Source organism: Bombella apis (assembly GCF_018221685.1).
Taxonomy (GTDB): domain Bacteria; phylum Pseudomonadota; class Alphaproteobacteria; order Acetobacterales; family Acetobacteraceae; genus Bombella; species Bombella apis.
This window is the reverse complement of sequence record NZ_JAGJTM010000004.1, coordinates 15530-34407: the sequence shown is the minus strand read 5'-3', so window position 1 is coordinate 34407 and position 18878 is coordinate 15530. Positions and strand designations below refer to the sequence as shown.

General features: G+C 56.8%; 17 protein-coding genes. 5 read left to right on the top strand and 12 right to left on the bottom strand.

Annotated features, from left to right (window positions below; translation table 11 throughout):
• Nucleotides 1-34: 34 nt before the first annotated feature.
• The 4 genes from J8Z04_RS03365 to cysG are packed head-to-tail and all read right to left on the bottom strand — an operon-like array spanning nucleotide 35 to nucleotide 3891.
• On the bottom strand, nucleotides 35-439 hold the full coding sequence (locus J8Z04_RS03365; protein ID WP_192848518.1) for a DUF934 domain-containing protein: 405 nt from the start codon (nucleotides 437-439) through the stop codon (nucleotides 35-37).
• Complete coding sequence (locus J8Z04_RS03360) at nucleotides 426-2108, bottom strand: nitrite/sulfite reductase (protein ID WP_192848517.1); 1683 nt, start codon at nucleotides 2106-2108, stop codon at nucleotides 426-428. Before J8Z04_RS03360 ends, J8Z04_RS03365 begins: the two co-directional genes overlap by 14 nt.
• Nucleotides 2105-2446 (bottom strand): DUF2849 domain-containing protein, encoded by a 342-nt coding sequence (locus tag J8Z04_RS03355; RefSeq protein WP_052349231.1) that lies wholly within the window; start codon nucleotides 2444-2446, stop codon nucleotides 2105-2107. The genes J8Z04_RS03360 and J8Z04_RS03355 overlap by 4 nt, the downstream gene beginning before the upstream one ends.
• A complete protein-coding gene (gene cysG, locus J8Z04_RS03350) occupies nucleotides 2446-3891 on the bottom strand; it encodes a siroheme synthase CysG (protein ID WP_192848516.1) in 1446 nt (481 codons plus the stop codon). Before cysG ends, J8Z04_RS03355 begins: the two co-directional genes overlap by 1 nt.
• A gap of 331 nt (nucleotides 3892-4222) precedes the next feature.
• On the opposite strand from cysG, the gene J8Z04_RS03345 reads away from it, so the two are divergent.
• The 4 genes from J8Z04_RS03345 (at nucleotide 4223) to J8Z04_RS03330 (ending at nucleotide 7867) form a co-directional block, all read left to right on the top strand.
• On the top strand, nucleotides 4223-6325 hold the full coding sequence (locus J8Z04_RS03345; RefSeq protein WP_192848515.1) for a TonB-dependent siderophore receptor: 2103 nt from the start codon (nucleotides 4223-4225) through the stop codon (nucleotides 6323-6325).
• A gap of 93 nt (nucleotides 6326-6418) precedes the next feature.
• Nucleotides 6419-6721 carry a hypothetical protein gene (locus J8Z04_RS03340; protein WP_192848514.1) on the top strand — a complete coding sequence of 101 codons (303 nt, stop codon included), beginning with the start codon at nucleotides 6419-6421 and terminating at the stop codon, nucleotides 6719-6721.
• Between the two features lie 185 nt (nucleotides 6722-6906).
• The gene (locus J8Z04_RS03335; protein ID WP_192848513.1) at nucleotides 6907-7047 is read left to right on the top strand and encodes a hypothetical protein; all 141 of its coding nucleotides are present in this window, start codon (nucleotides 6907-6909) and stop codon (nucleotides 7045-7047) included.
• Complete coding sequence (locus tag J8Z04_RS03330; RefSeq protein WP_192848512.1) at nucleotides 7022-7867, top strand: hypothetical protein; 846 nt, start codon at nucleotides 7022-7024, stop codon at nucleotides 7865-7867. The genes J8Z04_RS03335 and J8Z04_RS03330 overlap by 26 nt, the downstream gene beginning before the upstream one ends.
• A 348-nt stretch (nucleotides 7868-8215) precedes the next feature.
• Here the strand turns inward: J8Z04_RS03330 and cas2e are convergent, their stop codons facing one another.
• From cas2e to cas3, 8 genes are all read right to left on the bottom strand, one after another.
• Nucleotides 8216-8497, bottom strand: a complete 282-nt coding sequence (gene cas2e, locus J8Z04_RS03325) for a type I-E CRISPR-associated endoribonuclease Cas2e (protein ID WP_043561864.1) — start codon at nucleotides 8495-8497, stop codon at nucleotides 8216-8218.
• Nucleotides 8497-9447, bottom strand: coding sequence for a type I-E CRISPR-associated endonuclease Cas1e (cas1e, locus tag J8Z04_RS03320; RefSeq protein ID WP_086431675.1), 951 nt, complete (start codon nucleotides 9445-9447; stop codon nucleotides 8497-8499). Before cas1e ends, cas2e begins: the two co-directional genes overlap by 1 nt.
• Nucleotides 9444-10127, bottom strand: a complete 684-nt coding sequence (gene cas6e / locus J8Z04_RS03315) for a type I-E CRISPR-associated protein Cas6/Cse3/CasE (RefSeq protein WP_192848511.1) — start codon at nucleotides 10125-10127, stop codon at nucleotides 9444-9446. The genes cas1e and cas6e overlap by 4 nt, the downstream gene beginning before the upstream one ends.
• Nucleotides 10124-10816 (bottom strand): type I-E CRISPR-associated protein Cas5/CasD, encoded by a 693-nt coding sequence (gene cas5e / locus J8Z04_RS03310; RefSeq protein ID WP_192848510.1) that lies wholly within the window; start codon nucleotides 10814-10816, stop codon nucleotides 10124-10126. The genes cas6e and cas5e overlap by 4 nt, the downstream gene beginning before the upstream one ends.
• On the bottom strand, nucleotides 10816-11880 hold the full coding sequence (gene cas7e / locus J8Z04_RS03305; RefSeq protein WP_192848509.1) for a type I-E CRISPR-associated protein Cas7/Cse4/CasC: 1065 nt from the start codon (nucleotides 11878-11880) through the stop codon (nucleotides 10816-10818). Before cas7e ends, cas5e begins: the two co-directional genes overlap by 1 nt.
• Nucleotides 11881-11933: 53 nt before the next feature.
• Nucleotides 11934-12482, bottom strand: coding sequence for a type I-E CRISPR-associated protein Cse2/CasB (gene casB / locus J8Z04_RS03300; RefSeq protein WP_192848508.1), 549 nt, complete (start codon nucleotides 12480-12482; stop codon nucleotides 11934-11936).
• Nucleotides 12479-13966, bottom strand: coding sequence for a type I-E CRISPR-associated protein Cse1/CasA (gene casA / locus J8Z04_RS03295; protein ID WP_192848507.1), 1488 nt, complete (start codon nucleotides 13964-13966; stop codon nucleotides 12479-12481). Before casA ends, casB begins: the two co-directional genes overlap by 4 nt.
• Nucleotides 13967-14132: 166 nt before the next feature.
• Entirely contained in the window at nucleotides 14133-16658 is a 2526-nt protein-coding gene (cas3, locus tag J8Z04_RS03290) for a CRISPR-associated helicase Cas3' (protein ID WP_192848506.1), read from the bottom strand.
• A 1638-nt stretch (nucleotides 16659-18296) separates the two neighbouring features.
• Between cas3 and J8Z04_RS03285 the strand changes: the two genes are divergently transcribed.
• The gene (locus J8Z04_RS03285; RefSeq protein WP_143539963.1) at nucleotides 18297-18863 is read left to right on the top strand and encodes a hypothetical protein; all 567 of its coding nucleotides are present in this window, start codon (nucleotides 18297-18299) and stop codon (nucleotides 18861-18863) included.
• Nucleotides 18864-18878 lie beyond the last annotated feature (15 nt).

Sequence of the window (18878 nt, the reverse complement as noted above, 5' to 3'; positions counted from 1 at the left end):
CCCGTTTCTGTAGGCTCTCCCAGAAGCCGCCCCCTCAGACGGGGCTGACGGCGGTATTCTGATAGTAGAACTGATAGCGTCCCAGCTGGTCTTCCCAGTCCTTCACGTTGGCCCCATCCGGCAGAACCACGCTGTCAAACCCGCAACGTCTGAAATGAATGGCCTGATCCGGCAGAAGATGGCCGGACGCCCGGATTTCCCCTTCATACCCCTCATATTCCCGCAGGGACCGGGCCTGCGTGAATGCCCGCCCGTCCCGGAAGACGGGGAACTCCAGCACGATCAGTGTCAGGCTGCCAAGATGGGAGCGCAGCTCCTCCACCTCGACATCCGGTGCCAGAGAGATGGCCGTGCCCTGCCGGGTTTCCTTCCACTCCGCAAAAGGAACGGGAGAGGCCGCCTCCAGCGGTTTACGCCCGCTGAGATCAAACAGTTTCATAAGCCACCTCCTTGAAAGCCTTCAGGCCACACCGCTTGAGCATCGCAGCGAAGGTCTCCCCCTTCTGACGCTGCCCGAGATAGAACTCCACAATGCGGGCCACGGCATCCACGGCTTCATCCTCTGCAAAGGACGGGCCCAGAATCCCGCCAATGGCCGCATTCTCCCCGGCATCCCCGCCGAGAAGAATCTGGTAGGTCTCGGCCCCCCGCTTGTCGACCCCCAGAAGACCGATATTGCCCACGTGATGATGCCCGCAGGCATTGATGCAGCCCGACATGTGGATGCTCAAGGCCCCGATCTCGGCCTGCAGGTCGGCATCGCCGAAACGGGCCCCCAGCTTCTGCGCCAGTGGCAGGGAGCGGGCATTGGCCAGATTGCAGTAATCCAGCCCCGGGCAGCTCACGATGTCGCTGATGAGACCGACATTCGGTGCGGCAAGGCCCAGTGCCTTCAGGCCCTGCCACAGTTCATGCAGCTGGTCCTTGCGGACATGCCCGAACACCAGATTCTGAAGATGCGTGACCCGCACCTCACCAAATGAATGACGCTCGGACAGATCAGCCAGACCGTGCATCTGCTCGGCCGTCACATCACCGGGAATGGCCCCCGGTGTCTTCAGGGAGATGACGGCACAGATATGTCCCTCATCCTGATGAGGATGGGTATTGCTGGCCACCCAGCGGGCAAAGACGGGATCAGCCTTCTTGTGCTGCTCCAGCACGTCGGCCGCATCTGCCGGGGCCTTGAGGTCCGGCAGGGCGAAACGGGCACGTATCTGCGCCACATGCTCCGATGTCAACCGGTAGGCGGCACGGTCCATGCGGGCCAGCTCTTCCTCCACGGCCTTGCGGAACGCCTCCAGACCGATGGTCTGCACCAGAATCTTGATACGGGCCTTGTAGAGATTGTCCCGCCGTCCGAACGCATTATAGACACGCAGAACGGCCTCCAGCGTGGCAATCAGGTCTTCTTCCTTCACGGAATCGAAAAGTTCCTGCCCGACGACCGGCGTCCGCCCCAGCCCACCGCCCACGAAAAGACGGAACAGCGGACCATTCTCACCAGGACGGGCCAGCAGACCGATGTCATGGAAGCGGGCCGCCACCCGGTCTTCCGGGCTGCCGGAAATGGCGATCTTGAACTTGCGGGGCAGAAAGGTGAATTCGGGATGCAGGGTGGACCACTGCCGCACGATCTCGGCATGGATGCGGGGATCCATCAGTTCATCCTTCGCGGCCCCGGCAAACTCGTCCGACGTGACATTACGGATGCAGTTGCCGCTGGTCTGGATGGCGTGCATGTCCACCTCGGCCAGCTCCCGCAGGATGGTCGGGACGTCCTTCAGCGCAATCCAGTTGAACTGGATGTTCTGCCGGGTGGTGAAATGGCCATAATTCCGGTCATATCTGGCCGCAATGTCGGCCAACCTGTGCAGCTGGCGGCTGTCCAGCACGCCATAGGGAATGGCCACCCGCAGCATGTAGGCATGAAGCTGGAGATAAACCCCGTTCATCAACCGCAGGGGCTTGAACTCTTCCTCGCTCAACTCGCCGGAGAGACGACGGCGGACCTGCCCTTCGAACTCGTTGATGCGCTCCTGAAGGAAGGTCCGGTCCCGCTCCTCATACTGGTAATGCCCGACAGACCGTGACGCAGGCTGTGTCATCCTACCTTCTCCTTTTCCCGCACCGGGGCATGATCGTAAGAAAAATCCGGGTGAACGCTCGGCCCGTGGGCCCGGATGGCTTCCCGTGTCGTGACAGGCTCGGGAGGCCGGGTATCCCTGGCCACGACCTCATATACGGCCACGACCTCTTTCTGTTCCGCCTCGGCCAGGGCACGCTCCAGAGCCGGACCGGCCTCCTCATAGGTGAAGCGGACAGCCTCGGCGATGGATTCATGCCAGTGATCCCCCTCGCCAAGCCAGACAATACGGCCATCCAGCAGACGGCTGGCCGTCAGCAGCAGGATTTCCCCTTCTCCCGGGCGGGAAAGACGTTTCATCAGGCACTCTCCTTCGATGTGCTGTAACCGGGCACAGCCTGCACCACCGCGCCACGGTGATGCACCACTTCTCCCACAATGATCAGTACGGGACTCTGAAGCCCCTGACGACGGACATCTTCAGCAATCGTGCCCAGCGTGCCCGTCACGCAACGCTGGTCTGCACAGGACCCCCGATGGACGACCGCCACCGGCCAGCTTTCCGGCAGGCCATGATCCTGCATCTTCCAGCACAGCTCCGCCATCGAGCTCAGTCCCATGTAGATGACGACCGTCTGCCCTCTGCGGGCAAGGCTGGGCCAGTGCAGGTTCAGCGTTCCATCAGCCCGGGCATGGCCTGTCACCACCACGCAGCTCTGGGCGCAGTCCCGATGGGTCAACGGAATCCCGGCGGCGGCGGCACAGCCATTGGCCGCCGTGATACCGGGCACGACCCGTACCGGCACATTGGCAGCCAGCAGGGTTTCCATCTCTTCCCCCCCACGGCCGAACACGAAAGGGTCACCCCCCTTCAGCCGCAGGACCCGCTCACCCCGCCTGGCCCGGCGCAGCATCTCGGCCTCTATGTCGCTCTGCGGCAGGGTGTGATGGCTCCGCTTCTTGCCGACATAGACACGCTCGGCATCACGCCGCACACGGTCCAGCACGTCCGGCGCCACGAGATTGTCGTACAGGACACTGTCCGCATTCTGCATCAGGCGCAGGGCCGCAAGGGTAAGCCAGTCCGGGTTTCCCGGTCCAGCCCCCACGAGCCAGACCTCACCCTGCGGGCGGTCCGCCTCGCCTTCGGCCTCCGCCACGAGCTGCTCCAGCTGCTCCCGTGCCCGGTCTTCCTCCCCGGCCAGGGCAGCCTCATAGGCCGGACCATCCACGAAAGATTCCCAGACACGCTGCCGCTGCTTCATCCCCGGCAGGCGGTCCTTCAGCCAGCCCCGCTGCTTCTGCATGAAACGGGCGGCCTCACCCATTCTGGCCGGGAGCATGGCCTCGACCATCTGCCGGACACGACGGGCCAGAACCGGAGAGGCCCCGCCAGTCGTGATGGCCACCTGCACGGGGGACCGGTCTACCAGAGCCGGAGTTATGAAGCTTGAAAGAGCCGGGGCATCCACCACACAGACGGGTACCCGCAGCGCATGGGCCTGACGGGCCACCATCTCATTGACGGCCTCATCATCCGTGGCGGCAAAGACCAGTGCCATGTCTGGCAGAACGGCCTGAAGGGCGTCTTCTGCCACCCTGCCCTGACGGAACACGGCCTGCCCCTGCTCCACCAGAGCTGCCAGCTCGGGATGCAGTGTTTCTGCCCAGATGTGGATCATCCGGCATCGCCCCTTCAGCAGACGCATCTTCTGCACGGCCACCTGCCCGCCCCCCACAAGGAGGGCGTCACGCTGGTCCGTCCGCAGAACGATGGGCAGATAGAAAAAGGGCTTCGTCGTCATGCGGGGAGCATGTCAAATCTGGGATAAAAATCAACTTTTTATTTTGTTGTTTTTGTAAATCACTATGTTTTTTAGTTTTAATAAATTCCCAAGCTCACAGGGGGAAAAACCGCCATTCTGCCCATAATGGATGGCTGCCTGTCCCGCTTTATCTTACAGCCCTATCATCTCATCACAGGAATGTGAAAGCGCTTGCGAAATTAAACTACTTTTTATATTTGATGATGATAATCATTCTCATGTTAAAGAGGCCATTTTGCTCCGTCCCGTTTCATCCAGATCATTCCGGGGGCTTCTCATTCTGGGAGGTTTCATCCTTCCATCATGCGTCATGGCAGCCGAGGCACCGCCCCCGCCAGAAACACGGAAAAACACGACACACAAAGTGTCCACGCCCCCCAAACCACCTGTCGAATCAATCCTTGTCCGTGGCAGGGCCCGTGCCCTCCTTGCCGGTACGGGACAGGCGGCCCTGAAAACGGCCACGCCGCTGGAAACCACACCCCAGAACCTGACGGTCATTTCCCGGGCCAGAATGGACATGCTCAACAGCCGCACCCTGACGGAGGCCATCCGCTACAGTGCGGGTGTCTCCGACTATGGCGGGAAAGATGACCCACGGGGCTATTTTGGCACCATCCGTGGCTTCACACCCGACATCTATCTGGATGGCACACGCACGCCCAACGCCGCCACGTCGCAATCCTTCTCCATAGAACCCTGGGGGCTGGAGGAGATGGACATCATCCGTGGCAGCAGCTCCGCACTGTACGGGTCCGGCCAGCTTGGCGGCATCATCAATGCCGTCAGCAAGCGTCCCACACAGCACCAGACCAACATCATCTCCGTACAGGGAGGCAGCTATGCCCGGCGGCAGGGAGCCGTGGACATTGGAGGCAGCCTTGACAGGCAGGGCCACTGGCTGTGGCGGTTCAACGGGCTGATCCGCAAATCGGGCACCTTTGCCCACCACATCAAGAACAATGAAATCTATGTGGCTCCCTCCCTGCGCTGGCAGCCTTCCTCCCGTACGGACTTCACCTTCCTGAGCAGCTATGAGCAGCTGGATGCGGGGTCCAGCTCGCAGTTCCTGCCCTATGTCGGCACGGTCGTGCCCACCCGGCATGGCTATCTGCCCCGCAACTTCCTGTCCGGCGACCGGAATTTCGATGTCTATTCCAAACGTCAGCTTTCAGTCGGCTATGCGCTGAGACAGGAACTGCTGCCGGGCTGGACGCTCTCGCAGAACATGCGTTTTGCCCACATGGACGTACTGTACCGCACGGTTGCCCAGCCAAAGCTGGTCAACACGGACACGATATCCCGCACGGCCCTTTTGCAGTCCGGCAATTACAACACCACAACGCTTGATACACGATCGGAATGGAAAGACCATTTCGGTTCCCTCCACAGCATTCTGCTTACCGGTGTCGATTTCCGCAGCGACTTCATGGCGGAACGGCGTGGCGAAAGGAAAGCGCCCAACCTGTCCCTCTATCAGCCAGTCTATCGGGCCATCGCCATGCCCGCCTATGCGTCCAAACGAAATTACAACACGACTGGGACACAGACGGGCCTTTACGGGCAGGAGCAGGCTGACTGGCACCGCTTTTTCCTCACCCTCTCCGGTCGTGGCGACTTCACCCAGAGCGTGCAGGTCAACAACAATACGGGCAAGCGCACACCCCAGAAGGACAACGCCTTCACCGGCCGGGCGGCCCTGCTCTATCAATCGGTCTGGGGTGTGGCTCCCTATGTCTCCTACGCCACGTCCTTCAGTCCGCAGCTTGGCACGACCTATGATGGCACCGCCTTCTCCCCGACACGGGGACGGCTGCTGGAGGCCGGAATAAAATACAGGCCCCGCAAAGACTCCATCTTTGGCGACCGTTTCCTGCTCACACTGGATGTCTTCACCCTGAAAGAACGGAATGACCTGGTGCAGGACCCTCTCCATTCCAGCGACAAGATACAGCTCGGTGCCCAGCGGACCCGTGGTTTTGAAGCGGAATTTGTCGGGCGTCTCCCCTACAGGATCGACCTCCTCGCCTCCTTCACGGTGCAGGACCCACGCATCACCAAAGGCAGTGCCGCCACACAAAACCAGGTGGGCCAACGCCCCGTGACGGTCCCCTCCCGCATGGCTTCCTTCTTCATGCGGCGCAACTTCATCATCACACGCACCTTCAGTGCCGGAATTGGTGGGGGCGTCCGCTATACGGGCACAACGGCCGGTGCCCTGCCAGCCACCATCATCGTACCCTCCCAGCTGGTTGGCGATATTGAGGCCCATCTTGATTACCGGAGATGGCACCTCCAGCTGAATGGCACAAACATTGCCAACTCGAAATATGTTTCCGTATGTACCAGCACGACCAACTGCTCCTACGCTCCTGGCCGTGCCCTGTTTGGTGATCTCTCATATCGATGGTGAAACAAAATAGAAAAACTACAGGAAATCTGTCTTGCCGTTGCCATGTTCTAGACAATCATCTGGGTCAACAGCATTTTTCCCGGATTGCCTCCAATGGTGCGGTCGGGTTCTTTGCCTATCTGGTTCTCACTGATTTCTGCTCTGCCGGATACTGTTACCGGGTGGTTTGGGACCAACACACAGAACCGTGGTGAAAGCGAGGGTATGCGGGAATTCATGGGCCTTGCAATCGCCAACATGACAAACTGCGCCAGAACCTTCACGGAAACCAATCTGGCTGATGGTGCTTCAAACAGTGCCGCTGCCCACCAGATGAAAGGACAGGGAGCAAACCGCAGCTCAGGTAATGGAAGGGGGTGGCGCACCAGAGAAAAAGTCTATGTTAATTATTTTTAATCACACATGACAATCTGCATGACTGGACCGAATATCCAGAGTTCCAGCCTTTTTTCCACAGTCAATCATTCATATGAATATTTATCGTGTCTTGCAGATGACATGGATTGTTTCTTGACAGAATAAGAAAAAATATTATCGCATCAGAATATCAACTTTGGACGGAAAAGGAAAAGGAAAAGAAAATGGCTATCGAGTATGTAGCGGCTGATCTGGGTGAAGCCACTGTTGGACTGGCTTATTCCATTGCGGGTGCTGCCATTGATGTGTTGATGAGCAGCCGCAAAAGACGGCAGATGAATGAGACAAACATTGCCTACTCGTGAGGGCGTCAATGAAGCAAGCAAGGCGTGGGCAAATGAATATGACAGGCTCAGTGCCAGATATGATGCACTCGACAGGACAAACGATGATATCAACGAGCTTCTCACCGCAAGGACTCTGACCATTGCAGACAGGGAAGATGAACTTCTCAGGGAGAGGCGCAAGAATGTCATCGCAGACTGCCAGCGTTTCGGCTATGTCCGGGCCATCGGTCTGCTCAAGGGCATTATTGCGAATAGTCGTATAGAAAAAGACTGGCGGGATATTTACGTTTCTACAGCGTTCACCAACAAGGCTGACGGGACCAGTATCCCCATCTATGAATCTCTGGCACTGACAAGGGTTCGCAGGGACCAGTTTGAAGCCATCAATGACGTTTCCCATACGGAAGCGTGGAATGTGGAAGTCCCGGAAGAAAAATGTGTCCTGTCCATCTATGAGGAACAGTATCTCCGTGGCTTTATCGAACGTGCTGAAGTCATCTGGAAACGGGCAGAAGAGGAAGACGACAAGCTGACCCTTGATGCTATGGTGACAGTCGGCAGTATCCAGAGAGCCGCCTTTGATCAGACGTTCGAGGATGCGGCTGATCTTGACCGGGCCAGAGTTGAAGGCGAAGTAATGGGAATCAAATATGTCGGCAGATGGCAGGATGAGATTCAGGACATCAACAAGAAGATTGCCAGTGGAGAACTGACGGTTGAGGAGATGGAAAAGCGTGAATCCAAATATGACGTTTTTCTCATGACCATGAGAGACAAGATCAAGAAGGAGGCCGATGAAGCCATCAAAAAAGGAAAGAGCAAATATCAGTTCATCTGAAGAAAGGCCCACTTCTCATGGCGGGCTTTTTCTTTTCCGGTTCCTAAACATTAAGACTTTGCATTTTGATTGCTTATATTGACAGAAAATATGGAGATGAAGACATGCCCTCCCCGCACGGGCGGAGAGCAGTCTGGCCGCCGTGGGGGTGCCCTGTTTGAGAGCAGTTTATCTCCGCATGGGCGAGGAACAGCCGTAGGGCTGTGACTGCCGCCTGTTTCACCACGGTTCATCCCCGCATGGGCGGGGAACAGACAGACTTCCTGCAACGTACTGTAAGACATGACTTTTTTTATTGTCAAAGACCGTACCAACTTAAACCAGAATTTAATACCTCACTCCTTCGCTTTATTCCGGTCGAAAAGCAACCAGTTTCAATCCATCGAAATCAACCGGCATCCGGCGATTGTGACCAGCCGTACGGAACTCATATCCCTGATCGTTGGGAACATGCCAAACCATGACAGCATCACCCTCAGGCCCAAGGCCAAGCAGTACCTGCTCCCAGATCATCTCCCTTGTCCGTCTGGAGTAGCTGCCCACATAGACCCCAGCCCGTATTTCCACCAGCCATGCTGCCAGACGGCCACGCAGGCGGGGTGGCGCATTGGTGACCACCACAACCAGCATCAACGGTGCCCCGGATCGCCAAAGGTTTCATCTTCAAAAGCGACGGGCACGGCCTCCGGTGGGGGCTCGGGGCGAGGCAGACCGCCAGCCGAAAGAACCTGCTCAATGGTCGGAATGATTCTCTCCAACAGCTTTTCCTTGCGGAACCTGTCCCGGCAGGCCAGACGCACGGCCCGGTCTGGGGACATATCCAGCCGCCCCTTTTCCGCCTTGCCTGCAATACGGAAAGCTTCTGGCACAACGGTTTCCATCTTGAAGATGTCTGCCACATCATACACGAAAGAAAGAGGCTTCCCGCTATGCAAGAACCCCACTGCCGGGGCATAACCTGCTGCCAGCACAGCAGCCTCGGACAAACCATGCAGGCAGGCCGTGGCCGCTGAGAGGCAACGGTTGGGAATGTCCGAGCCGTCCCAGTCCTTCCGGTCGTAAGAGCGGCGTTTCCAGCTGACACCATATTGAGCAGCCAGCAGGGCGTAGCTTTCCCTTACACGGGCTCCCTCAATACCACGCAGCTGATCCACCGACCGCCGGGCAGGTGGCTCCTCCTTGAAACGCCGCTTGTACATCTCTCGCACGACACGCAACCGGGCCTCATCATTCAAAGCCAGACTGGCCTGCCATAACAGGCGGTCCGCCCGTGCTCCACCAGGCTGGCCGGAAGAATATAACCGCACGCCAGCTTCCCCTACCCATGTGACCAACGTGCCTACACGGGCGGCCAGCGACACGGCTGCATGAGAGATACGGGCACCCGGCTCCAGCATGATGCCCGCCAGACCGCCAACGGGAATCTGGGTTCTCGTACCATCAGCATTCACCGCTACAAAGGCACCATCCAGCACATCCAGCTGCGCCCGTTCGACAAAAATCAGGGAAGCCCGATCTTTCAGAGGGATGGGTTTTGGCGGGGCCAGACCGGGTAACCCGCCTTTCCCCGCCCCGCTCATGAAGCCCGCCGGATCAGCATGAGGCCGCAACCAAAGGCCTTGGCCCGGCCAAAGCCCCGGACCAGCTGGGCCAGAAACGCTTCCGGGTCTGTCACCTCCAGCTGGCCTGAGAGGTCCAGAATACCGAAATCAGGCCGGTTGCTCCTCTTCCGTTCGTTTCCAAAACGTGGAAGCGTCTCGGTATGATAATCATCGGCAGATACATGATGCGGCACAAAACCCGCTTTCTCACCCTGTCGTGTCAGCCAGGCACGACCTGCTTCTTGGGCAAGGTCCATGCGTTTCTCTGCCCGCTCCTCCTTCGGAATAGCGTGAATCGCATCCAGAACGACATCCACACGCTTGCCCGTATCACGCTTCATCCGTGTCGCATTGACCTGAAGCTGAAACTCGAGCCTGTCCCCTGTCTTCAGTTCAGGGGCAAAAAGCTTGCACTGAGGAGGCTCGAGCAGCTCGTTATCATCCCGTGGAAGGCGTGGAGAGAGGGTAAGAAAGCTCCCGTCACTTTCTGCACGCCAGAGAAAATCCCGCTTCTGGTTGGGATCAGTCGCAAAGGCAGACCAGAGCATATGATGCTGCGATGACCGCCTCAGCCCCGTATCCGGCTCTCTCAGGGCGGCTTCCAGAACACGGACGGCAGGGCTGCGGGAAAGGCGGATTCTACTTAGATACCAGCTCATTTCATCGTCTTCCCTAGCAGTTCAACATGCCGTATTCCGACATCCCGTGCAGCAAAGTGCCAGCGTTGCCGGTCCAGTGGGACATCATGCACGTAATCCCGCTGGCTGCCCTGCTCGCCGACAACCATGACCTTTTCAGAAAGATCAACATGTCTGGAAAGCCAGAAAGGCACTTTCACCTGCCCCAAGGCCTCCTCGACCGTATCGGCCTGTACGACCTGAGGATTCAGAGGGGATGAAAGCGGGCAGGATTTACGGCCAAGATAGAGCGTAAAATGCGGTTTGCGTAACGCTGCCGCTATCTCCTCCAGCCCTTCACCCTGCACGGCCACGCCATAGAACACTCCCGCCCGATAATCGCGCAGAGTGATGCTGGTTGTCAGCCGTTCTCCCGCTTTCCGGATTGCCTCCGGGCGGGAATTTGGCTTCTTCACCGCCGCCGCAGGGACGGACTGAATGGTATGGAAGTCACGCAGAGCCGTGCCGCTGTCAAACACCGCCACGTCAATCTTCAGACTGTCCAGCCCAGAGAAATCGCCATCACGCCGTATGCCTAACGCAGCTCCCATCAATCCGATCAGTGCGGAATGGCCCGGCCAGAGCAGCGACCCCCGCCGCTCATGCCCGGCCAGCTCGCCCATCGACCCCAGGGAGGCCGAGAGCGAAAACACCAGATAAGGGGAAGCCATCACTCACCCCGCACGGCTTTACCTGCAAAGGCGACCAGTTCATCCAGTGTTCCGGTTTTGCCCACACACAATTTAGCTTCGGCAGCCCAGCACGGCCCGTAGGCATCATCAATGGCCTTCCGGGTCTCTTCCAGCTTTTTAATGGAGCTTTCCAGCAGATTCTCACCTTTTACAGCATGGAAGAACGCACCTGAGAGATCACGGGGTGCCTGCTCACCCTGTTCTGCCAGCATGTAATGTGCACGTGGCCGATGGGCATAGCTGTTCTGCTTGCCACGAGGCGTGGCCTGAGACAGCGCCCGAGCCAATGCTTCCATGGCCTTGGCTGCAAGTTCCCTGTCACCGGCCAGATTCTCAACCAGCAGGTCCAGATTGACGCAGACATACTGGTAGAACACCCCCGTACCGAAGGCGCTTTCACCGATATGGCCAGCACCACGCTCATCATCCTTGTTCAGATCATCCACAGCGGAGAACCAGTCTTCCTGCGCTACTGAACGATGGGTCGTGAACGCATGAGCCACCTGCACGGCGGCATCCCGGTTGAAGTCGGCATCGGAGGCCAGCATACGCCCGAACATGGCAATATCCACCGCCCCATCAGCCCGACGCAGGACCCCTTTCTTCAGGTCTTTGTCTTTGGGCAGTTTCTCCCCGGCAGCGACATTTTCGGCCAGCTCTTTTGCCAGTTTCCATTCATCTGGTGAAATAAAAGCGAGTGTCGTGGCGATCTGTTCGCCCGTTTCCTTGTCAGCCGCTTCCAGTTTGCCGAAAATGCCAGCAACAGTACTTGCACTCTCCTGAGCCTTTTTCTCGGCAACGCCTTTACTCAAAAGATGCTGCACCAGCCCACCATGCAGGCGTTTAGTTCTTGTCCCCATATGGTCTGCAAGGTCGTTGCTGAAGAACGTGCTTTCCCGCAAGGCCCGTTTGACCGACTGTGAGGAATGGCGCATACGCACCTCCCCACCAATCACGGCCTGTTTGGGGCGGCCCATATCGTCACGATTGGGATTGGAGAGACCATAAGTTGTCAGAACATGGAACTGGACAAAATTTGTCATGACACAAAAACCTACTTGATAAATGGATAAAAACGAGACCAGCAACACATGTGCTATTCTGTCTTGTCTCCCGAATTCGCAGCACCAAAATAATCGAGACACCAGCGGGTCTTGGTCCGATCATTCCAGAACATGACATCCCGTGCGAGGGCTGCAACGTTGCAGCGATACTCTGCCATCTGCACAGCACGCCGCAATAACGCAGCCAGCTCTTCATCTTCCGCTGTCATTAACTGCTTGAACCTTAGAGGAGACAATAATGGCTCCTTATCTGCCCCTCTCAACCGCTCTGCCAATGTGCTGTGGCTATTGGTCCGCACACTGCCCAGTATCTCAACCAGCCGACAAAAACGTTTCAGCTCATGCTCCCGCACATTCAGCGTACGCACCAGATGATGCACTTCCGGTTCAAACAGAAGATCAGGGAAACCCCCACGACGCAACTTCGCACTGAGCGTGCGTGCCGCTGTTTGGCCCGGCATCTTTTCCGTTTCGCTCTTCCCGCTTTCTTCTGCATCCCTCGACGCAGACTGCGTGCGTGGAGCAAGATTTTTCTGCCACCACTCAAATACCTTCACGCCAATGTCTGTTTTTTCACTCATGCGGCCTTCCTCTTCTTCTGCGGGACGGAGAGACCCAATGCTGTAAACAGGGCCGGACCTGCCTTCTTGCCGTATCCCCACAACTCTATGTTCAGAAGCTTCCGGGCTTCGGCAATTTTCTTCATGCTCTGCATGTCACGCTCGGAAAGCCCCGGCAGAGCAACAGCTTCAAACTGACCCAGAGCCTGCTTTCGCAACGCATTCAGCCACTCTTCAGAGGGTCTCTCGCCGGCGGCTATCTGATGGAAGCAATGATAAAAAGCGGGTTCAGTTTTCAGGTAAAACTCTTCACGTTGCGCTTCCCGTGCTTCACCAGTATCCAGAACGGATGACAATGCCCAGTTCAACATTGCCGCCACCATCTCGGCAGCTTCAATAAAACCTCGCAAAACCTCTTCAGCATCCTCGGACAGGCGAGAAAGCGGCTGGCGGGAATAGACAAAATCTCTCGGACTCATGTTGTTCATGGCCCAGCCCGCTACAATTACGGACGCCTCATCCCCTCTCTCTCGTCCACACCACTCTCTCACGATCAGTGCCAAACTGGCCAAACGCTCTTCATGCGCTTTCTTGGGCTCACCTTCAGCAATGATACCCAGCCAGTTACGATAGCCAAACCGCCCAGCCCGTGGATGGCGTGGAAGCCAGTCCTCTGTGACCTTGAGCCGGTAATAAGGGCTTAAAGGATGCCGCCACCCGGCATAGTTCGTGCCATAGGGCCTCTGTATGACACCTGTTATACCCTCGTCATCCCCTACAAGGCGCAGACGGCGGGGCATGCCAAAAAACGCTTCCACGTCAAAGTGTCTTTTTTCATCAGACGGATAGACGGATGCCCGCCCAGGCTCCGATGTCCGTGTCGGCCTCATCCACGGCAGGTCTTTCATGTCGGATGGCTGACCGAACGGAACATTGAGCCAGACGAGGTCCCATAATTCTTCGCCGGGATCGAGAAGTGTCACGAGTGGCCCACCACCACGCATGGAGGTGCGGTTTCCAGCTCCACCAGATGGAGCGAAGTCCTGCAATGTGTAAAGCGCCATCGCCGCTTCCGGCAGAGAAAGACATGAATAACGGCTGCGATGCACCATGACGTCAATGTTATTGCGCATGGTCTGCCCACCCGCACTATCGATGAACAGCATGTCAACCGGATTAGGGGAGCCTGAAAGCTTCTCCATGTCCTGAAGAAAGCGGGGACCATCACCCAGAAGATGAAAGGCCGGCTCATAAGCAGCCAATTTCGTTTTCAAACGCTCTGGATCAGCCCGCCTGCGGGCCCGCCAATCCTTCTTGTTCGCTGGTGGATCTGCCAGATAGACAAGCCCAACCAGCAGCTCCAGACAGGCAACATTCAGGTCAGGACGGACCCAGTCCGGGAAGAGCATACCCTCTTCTGCCATCTGCCATGGTGCAATAATCCGCCTGCTACCATCGTCGCATCGTACAGGAATCCACGGGTCTGTTATCAGATTTAGAGACACCAGAAACCTCTAGGGGTTACAAGATCAACCATCTGCTGCGTCTCCATGCACCAGCAAAAGAATACAGCACTCCGATATCACTCTGTATCATTTCCAGCCCATTAACAAGTCACAAATCAAAACAGATGAGGAATAATGGGATGGAAAAATCAATGAAATTACCAGATCAGGAAGAATAGTATATAAGCAGTCCTATATCACTCCTATAACAAACACCCTGACAGATAGCTCCATCTATTTCATGAACCGGGCAGATCGTGACGGCTTTCTTCTTCCATTGTGGCCAGTATCTTTGAGCTTCCTGAATATCGGCCCTGTCCTGATCTGGAAGGTCCAGCCCCACAAGCCGCTTGCTCCTCACAGAAACTTCCGACAATGCCCATAGAGCTGCCAGCTCACTCCTGCCCAACTCATCCGAAGGAACTCCTTCGGCCTGTGCCCATGGGACAAGGCCATGGTCCGTCTGGCGGGCCAAAGCAAGAATCCGGGTTTCATCCCCAAGCCGGGTAGGATAGGTCGTATCATCCGCACCGCAGCCGCCCTTCCGGTAGCCATCTTCAATAGTGGCAAGATTCTGAAGAGCACGATGCCGCGCAGCCATGGCCTTTCCGCACCCTTCTGCCTCCGCCCCATCCAGTACGGAGGGCAGGTTTTCCACCTCATCGCCATGTACAGCTTCTATCAGGGAGCGCAAACCATCTGGGGTCCTGATCTGGCCAGCCTTGAACAGAACCGAAGCCGTCCGCCACATATCCGGCAATGAGTAAACCCAAGCCCCTCTCTCCAAAACTTTCTGCAACCAGCGGTCATCCTGCACTTCGGCAGGGTCTGGTGACAGGACCTTCAAAACAGGTGCCGGGACGGGACGCTGTGTGGCAGGACGCACATCCATATGCCGCCATAGACGGCCAACACGCTGTATCAGGGAGCCAATCGGGGCCAGATCGGACACCATGACATCAAAGTCCAAATCCAGCGAGGCTTCAACAATTTGTGTCGCAACCAGAACAAATCCCTTGCGGCCAGTCCCATTCCGCCCCACACGATCCAGCACTTCCTGTTCCAGCTTTTTGCGATCACACAAGGCAAAACGGGCATGTAGCAGATGGGCCTGCACCCCCTCAGCCCGCAACGCATCAACCGCAGCAATGGCATCATCCACGGCGTTGCGAACCCATACACAGGCAGCTCCACCTGCTGCAGATTGGGCAATATATCGCACCGCCTCATCCATCGTGGAAAGCCGCTCCACCATGACAGGCCCTTTCTGGGGCCGGGCATCATCATCAAACTGTGTTACGGTCTCACCTCCGGCGACAGTTATGGCCGGATAGGCGTGAGATTCAGAAATGCCGCCGTACGTCTCCAGAAGGCGGGCCCGTAATTTGAGTGGCAGAGTCGCTGTCAGCAATATAGCTGAGCCCCCCATGGCCCTGTGCATCTGCAACAGAGCCACCAACTCTTCCGCAATATAGGGCTCACCCATTTCATGAACCTCATCAACCACCAGTATCTTGGAAGCAAGGCCATAATGCCGCAATGTCTGAAACCGTACCGGCAGAACGGACAGCAAAGCCTGATCAATCGTGCCGATCCCAACATCAGCCAACAGGGCCCGTCTATTATCTGAAGCCAGCCACTCAGCACTTGTCACGCCGGACTGATCATCAGATTTACCCGTCCTGCTTCCTTCATTGACAAGGTCACGAAACGGCACGGACAGACCGGCCCGACCGTGAGCGAGGGTCAAGGACGGGTTTGTAAACATCGTCTCCATGACCCGCCTGGCCCGCCCAAACATGGCATCAGCTGTGGCCATAGTAGGCAGAGCAAAAAACAATCCCCGCCCCTTCCCTGCCAGTATCATACGCTGCACCAGAATAAGAGCGGCTTCCGTTTTACCAACCCCGGTTTCGGCTTCCAGCACAACCAGTGCGGGGCCTTCTGGCAAGGTCAGAGAAACGCATGCCTCTTGCAGTGGCCTCAGTGCAAAATCAAACAACTCCCCTTCACGGGCTGTTGTTCCACTCAAGCCAGCTTCTTTCACGGCTTTTTGGGCAATTGCACGTGCCTCTTTCAGGTACGCCTCCGGTTCCAGCTCCAATTCCTTTGGAGAGAACCATGTCGTATTGGACCCTATCCAATCGGCTGCCGTACAGAACCCAGGCAACCACCAGGAAAAACTTGTCGCCGCTTCTTCATCCAGGGAATCAAGAGAAGCCTCCGGCCAGAGCTGCCTGAAAATCTCCAACAAACGTCGTGCTGCTTCATGGCCATCTCCGACAGCCCGCAGGCACTTCCTCAGCTCCCGTCTCTGCAAGTTTGTCTGAGGAGGGCGGCCATGATGCCCGGCCACAGCCGCATATAAAACTTCCCGAACGTCTTCGGTACCGCCCAGCCACTCCGCCAACCAGTCATCTTCAGTCAGCAGAAGAATTTCAGTCAGTTCCCAGTGCGTGAATGGTTGATATGCCCCCTCACGTAACATTCCTCGAAATGTTTCACTGAATTTTCCTAAATCATGCAGGCCTGCCAGTGCAATAAAAGCCTGTTTCAATGCAGATGGCCAAGGCGATTCCGCAAGCAGCTGCTCAGCGACAGCCGCTACATCGAGCATATGATAAATTGCCGGATGTTCGATATTTTCAGGAGGATGAGCACTCTTGGCGGGCCAATCAAGCCATTCTTTCATCTGATTTCTCTCCCCTGAACATACAACTATCGACCATGTCGAGCGTAACAGGCGATTGGAAAAGTTCAAATGAACTTTTGGGTCGCCAGACAAACACCAGCATTATTCCGGGCTGTCTTGATCATGTTGGGCTGAAACTGACTGGGAAGACGCATGAATACAAGGCGTTCCGTGACCTTGCTTCCCCCTCTGACATATCCTGCAGCCCCCCCTCCTGACAGCTCCAGCTGCCTTGTGATGGGCACAAATGGTAGTTTCATCAGGACATGTCAAAAATGCAGTGCCAGACAGGTACGTCTCTTCCTCTCTAAGGACTTGACAGCTCCAAGAGCATAGAAGGTCTCATAAAGAAAATATAAAATAACTTCACTTTTTTTGTAAAAAAACAGAACATGTCAATCTCGTCATGACCACTTTCTCCACAGGGGAAACTCATGCCATCCATTGCAAGGTTAACAACACAACAATATTATGACATGATCTGTCTTGGAAGATTATCAACGTCCCTACACCGAGAAGCCCCTCCATATGCCTTTTTCACGCATTAAAACTACACGAAATGGCCAATTTGAAACCTTGCGGGTGCAAGGCCAGCCCGTCACGGAGCTCTGGGAAGATATCCAGGATGTTCTGCAGGCATATGCTCAACAGTTTCCCAAAGCCCAGCATCTTTCCCTGGCACAACCTTTTGGCAACCCTGCCGATGGCACCATAGATTGGTATGGCCCTGCATGCTCTCCCATCCCCCCGGAAAAACAGAGCCAGATCAACCAGATTTATACACAGACCCGCGACTACATCATCCAATGGGCGAAACAGAATAGTGGCCGCAACATCGACCCGGATATCGTATCCCTACTTCCAACAGCCCTAACAATCCCCAACATCGACAACCTGTATTATAACCCCCATGGGCTCATTCTTACGGCTTGGGGGCATCGTGCAATTTCCGGCATGCTGGCCAAAGGCAACCTGCAGGGTAAAACCCTTCCCGACGTTCCCCCAGCAGCGCCCGACCCCGAGCCCCGCCCTGAACCAGAAGAAAAAACCACTTCCGAAGAGCCGGCATCCCAGCCCTCTTCCCCCCATGCATCAGCATCCAATGACCAGACCACCAGTCAGCAAAGAACCTCCCAGAGGTTCACCAGCAGCCACACTTTTACGCAAGAAAGACTTGTCATCCTTCCATGGTACCGCGTGTGGTACACACGATGGCTGGCCCTCTTTCCGGCCTGGCACTGGTTCCCCGCCCTGACATTCGGTCTTCCCCTTTTTCTCCTCCTCCTCCTTGCCCTGAGCACATCTCTGGGGCCTGCCTTGTGGGGAGTCGGGCTGGGCTGGGCGCTTCTTGCGTCACTTCTTATCGGCCTGGGGCTCTGGATGCGACGTTTCTGGCGGTGGGGGTTCGTTCTGCTGGGCCTCCTCCTGCTCTTATGGCTTCTGGGCACCTTGCTCATGGGGCTCTTTTCTGCACGGCACCTGTCTGCCCCTCCCGGCCTTGGCAGCATTAATGGAGTATCCTCCTCCATCGGAGGTGCTTGCAGTAACGGTCAGCTCCCTGTCCACACTCCTTTGGCACCCCCTGCCGCCCCTGTTCACACAGCAGTGCCCCTTGACGCACCACACAGACAGACTGCCATGAATGACCTTCAAACAGCACGCAGCCGGGGAGGCAACAAGGGAGCTCTGGAAATCTCTCTGGCCTGGAACGACCCCAGTGACCTGGACCTGCATGTCCAACCTCCTGCCGGTCAGGAAATCAGCTTCTCCAAGCGTGCATCACAGGGAGGCGTGCTGGACGTGGACGCCAACGTGGGAACGCCGACCTCTCCCATTGTACAGCATCCCATCGAGCATATCACCTGGCCGGTCCGTCCACAGCCCGGTACGTACAGCATCAGGGTCATCCCTTATCACATGCGCTCCAATGGCGAGCCTGTCCCATACCATGTGACCGTCTATGAAGACGGGCAGCCCGTCCAGGAATACAACGCAGAAGCCCGCACCGATAACGACCGGCAGAGCTTCAATTTCACCCTGCCCGAACCCCCGGCCGGTACGCAGGACCAGGGTGCTGGTCAGGCTCCTTCCCCTGCCCCCGATCAGGCCCCGCAGGCACCAATCGACGGGGATCATGCACCCCACCCAGGAACGCAGTCTTTGCCTGATGGCGGCAGCTCTCCTCCTCCTGCTACCTCGTTGTAAAAGGCACTCCCTTCC

Coding starts and splice junctions, on each gene's coding strand:
- J8Z04_RS03365 (WP_192848518.1), bottom strand. CDS start 439: ATGAAACTGTTTGATCTCAGCGGGCGTAAACCGCTGGAGGCGGCCTCT.
- J8Z04_RS03360 (WP_192848517.1), bottom strand. CDS start 2,108: ATGACACAGCCTGCGTCACGGTCTGTCGGGCATTACCAGTATGAGGAG.
- J8Z04_RS03355 (WP_052349231.1), bottom strand. CDS start 2,446: ATGAAACGTCTTTCCCGCCCGGGAGAAGGGGAAATCCTGCTGCTGACG.
- cysG (WP_192848516.1), bottom strand. CDS start 3,891: ATGACGACGAAGCCCTTTTTCTATCTGCCCATCGTTCTGCGGACGGAC.
- J8Z04_RS03345 (WP_192848515.1), top strand. CDS start 4,223: ATGGCAGCCGAGGCACCGCCCCCGCCAGAAACACGGAAAAACACGACA.
- J8Z04_RS03340 (WP_192848514.1), top strand. CDS start 6,419: ATGGTGCGGTCGGGTTCTTTGCCTATCTGGTTCTCACTGATTTCTGCT.
- J8Z04_RS03335 (WP_192848513.1), top strand. CDS start 6,907: ATGGCTATCGAGTATGTAGCGGCTGATCTGGGTGAAGCCACTGTTGGA.
- J8Z04_RS03330 (WP_192848512.1), top strand. CDS start 7,022: ATGAGACAAACATTGCCTACTCGTGAGGGCGTCAATGAAGCAAGCAAG.
- cas2e (WP_043561864.1), bottom strand. CDS start 8,497: ATGCTGGTTGTGGTGGTCACCAATGCGCCACCCCGCCTGCGTGGCCGT.
- cas1e (WP_086431675.1), bottom strand. CDS start 9,447: ATGAGCGGGGCGGGGAAAGGCGGGTTACCCGGTCTGGCCCCGCCAAAA.
- cas6e (WP_192848511.1), bottom strand. CDS start 10,127: ATGAGCTGGTATCTAAGTAGAATCCGCCTTTCCCGCAGCCCTGCCGTC.
- cas5e (WP_192848510.1), bottom strand. CDS start 10,816: ATGGCTTCCCCTTATCTGGTGTTTTCGCTCTCGGCCTCCCTGGGGTCG.
- cas7e (WP_192848509.1), bottom strand. CDS start 11,880: ATGACAAATTTTGTCCAGTTCCATGTTCTGACAACTTATGGTCTCTCC.
- casB (WP_192848508.1), bottom strand. CDS start 12,482: ATGAGTGAAAAAACAGACATTGGCGTGAAGGTATTTGAGTGGTGGCAG.
- cas3 (WP_192848506.1), bottom strand. CDS start 16,658: ATGAAAGAATGGCTTGATTGGCCCGCCAAGAGTGCTCATCCTCCTGAA.
- J8Z04_RS03285 (WP_143539963.1), top strand. CDS start 18,297: ATGAATGACCTTCAAACAGCACGCAGCCGGGGAGGCAACAAGGGAGCT.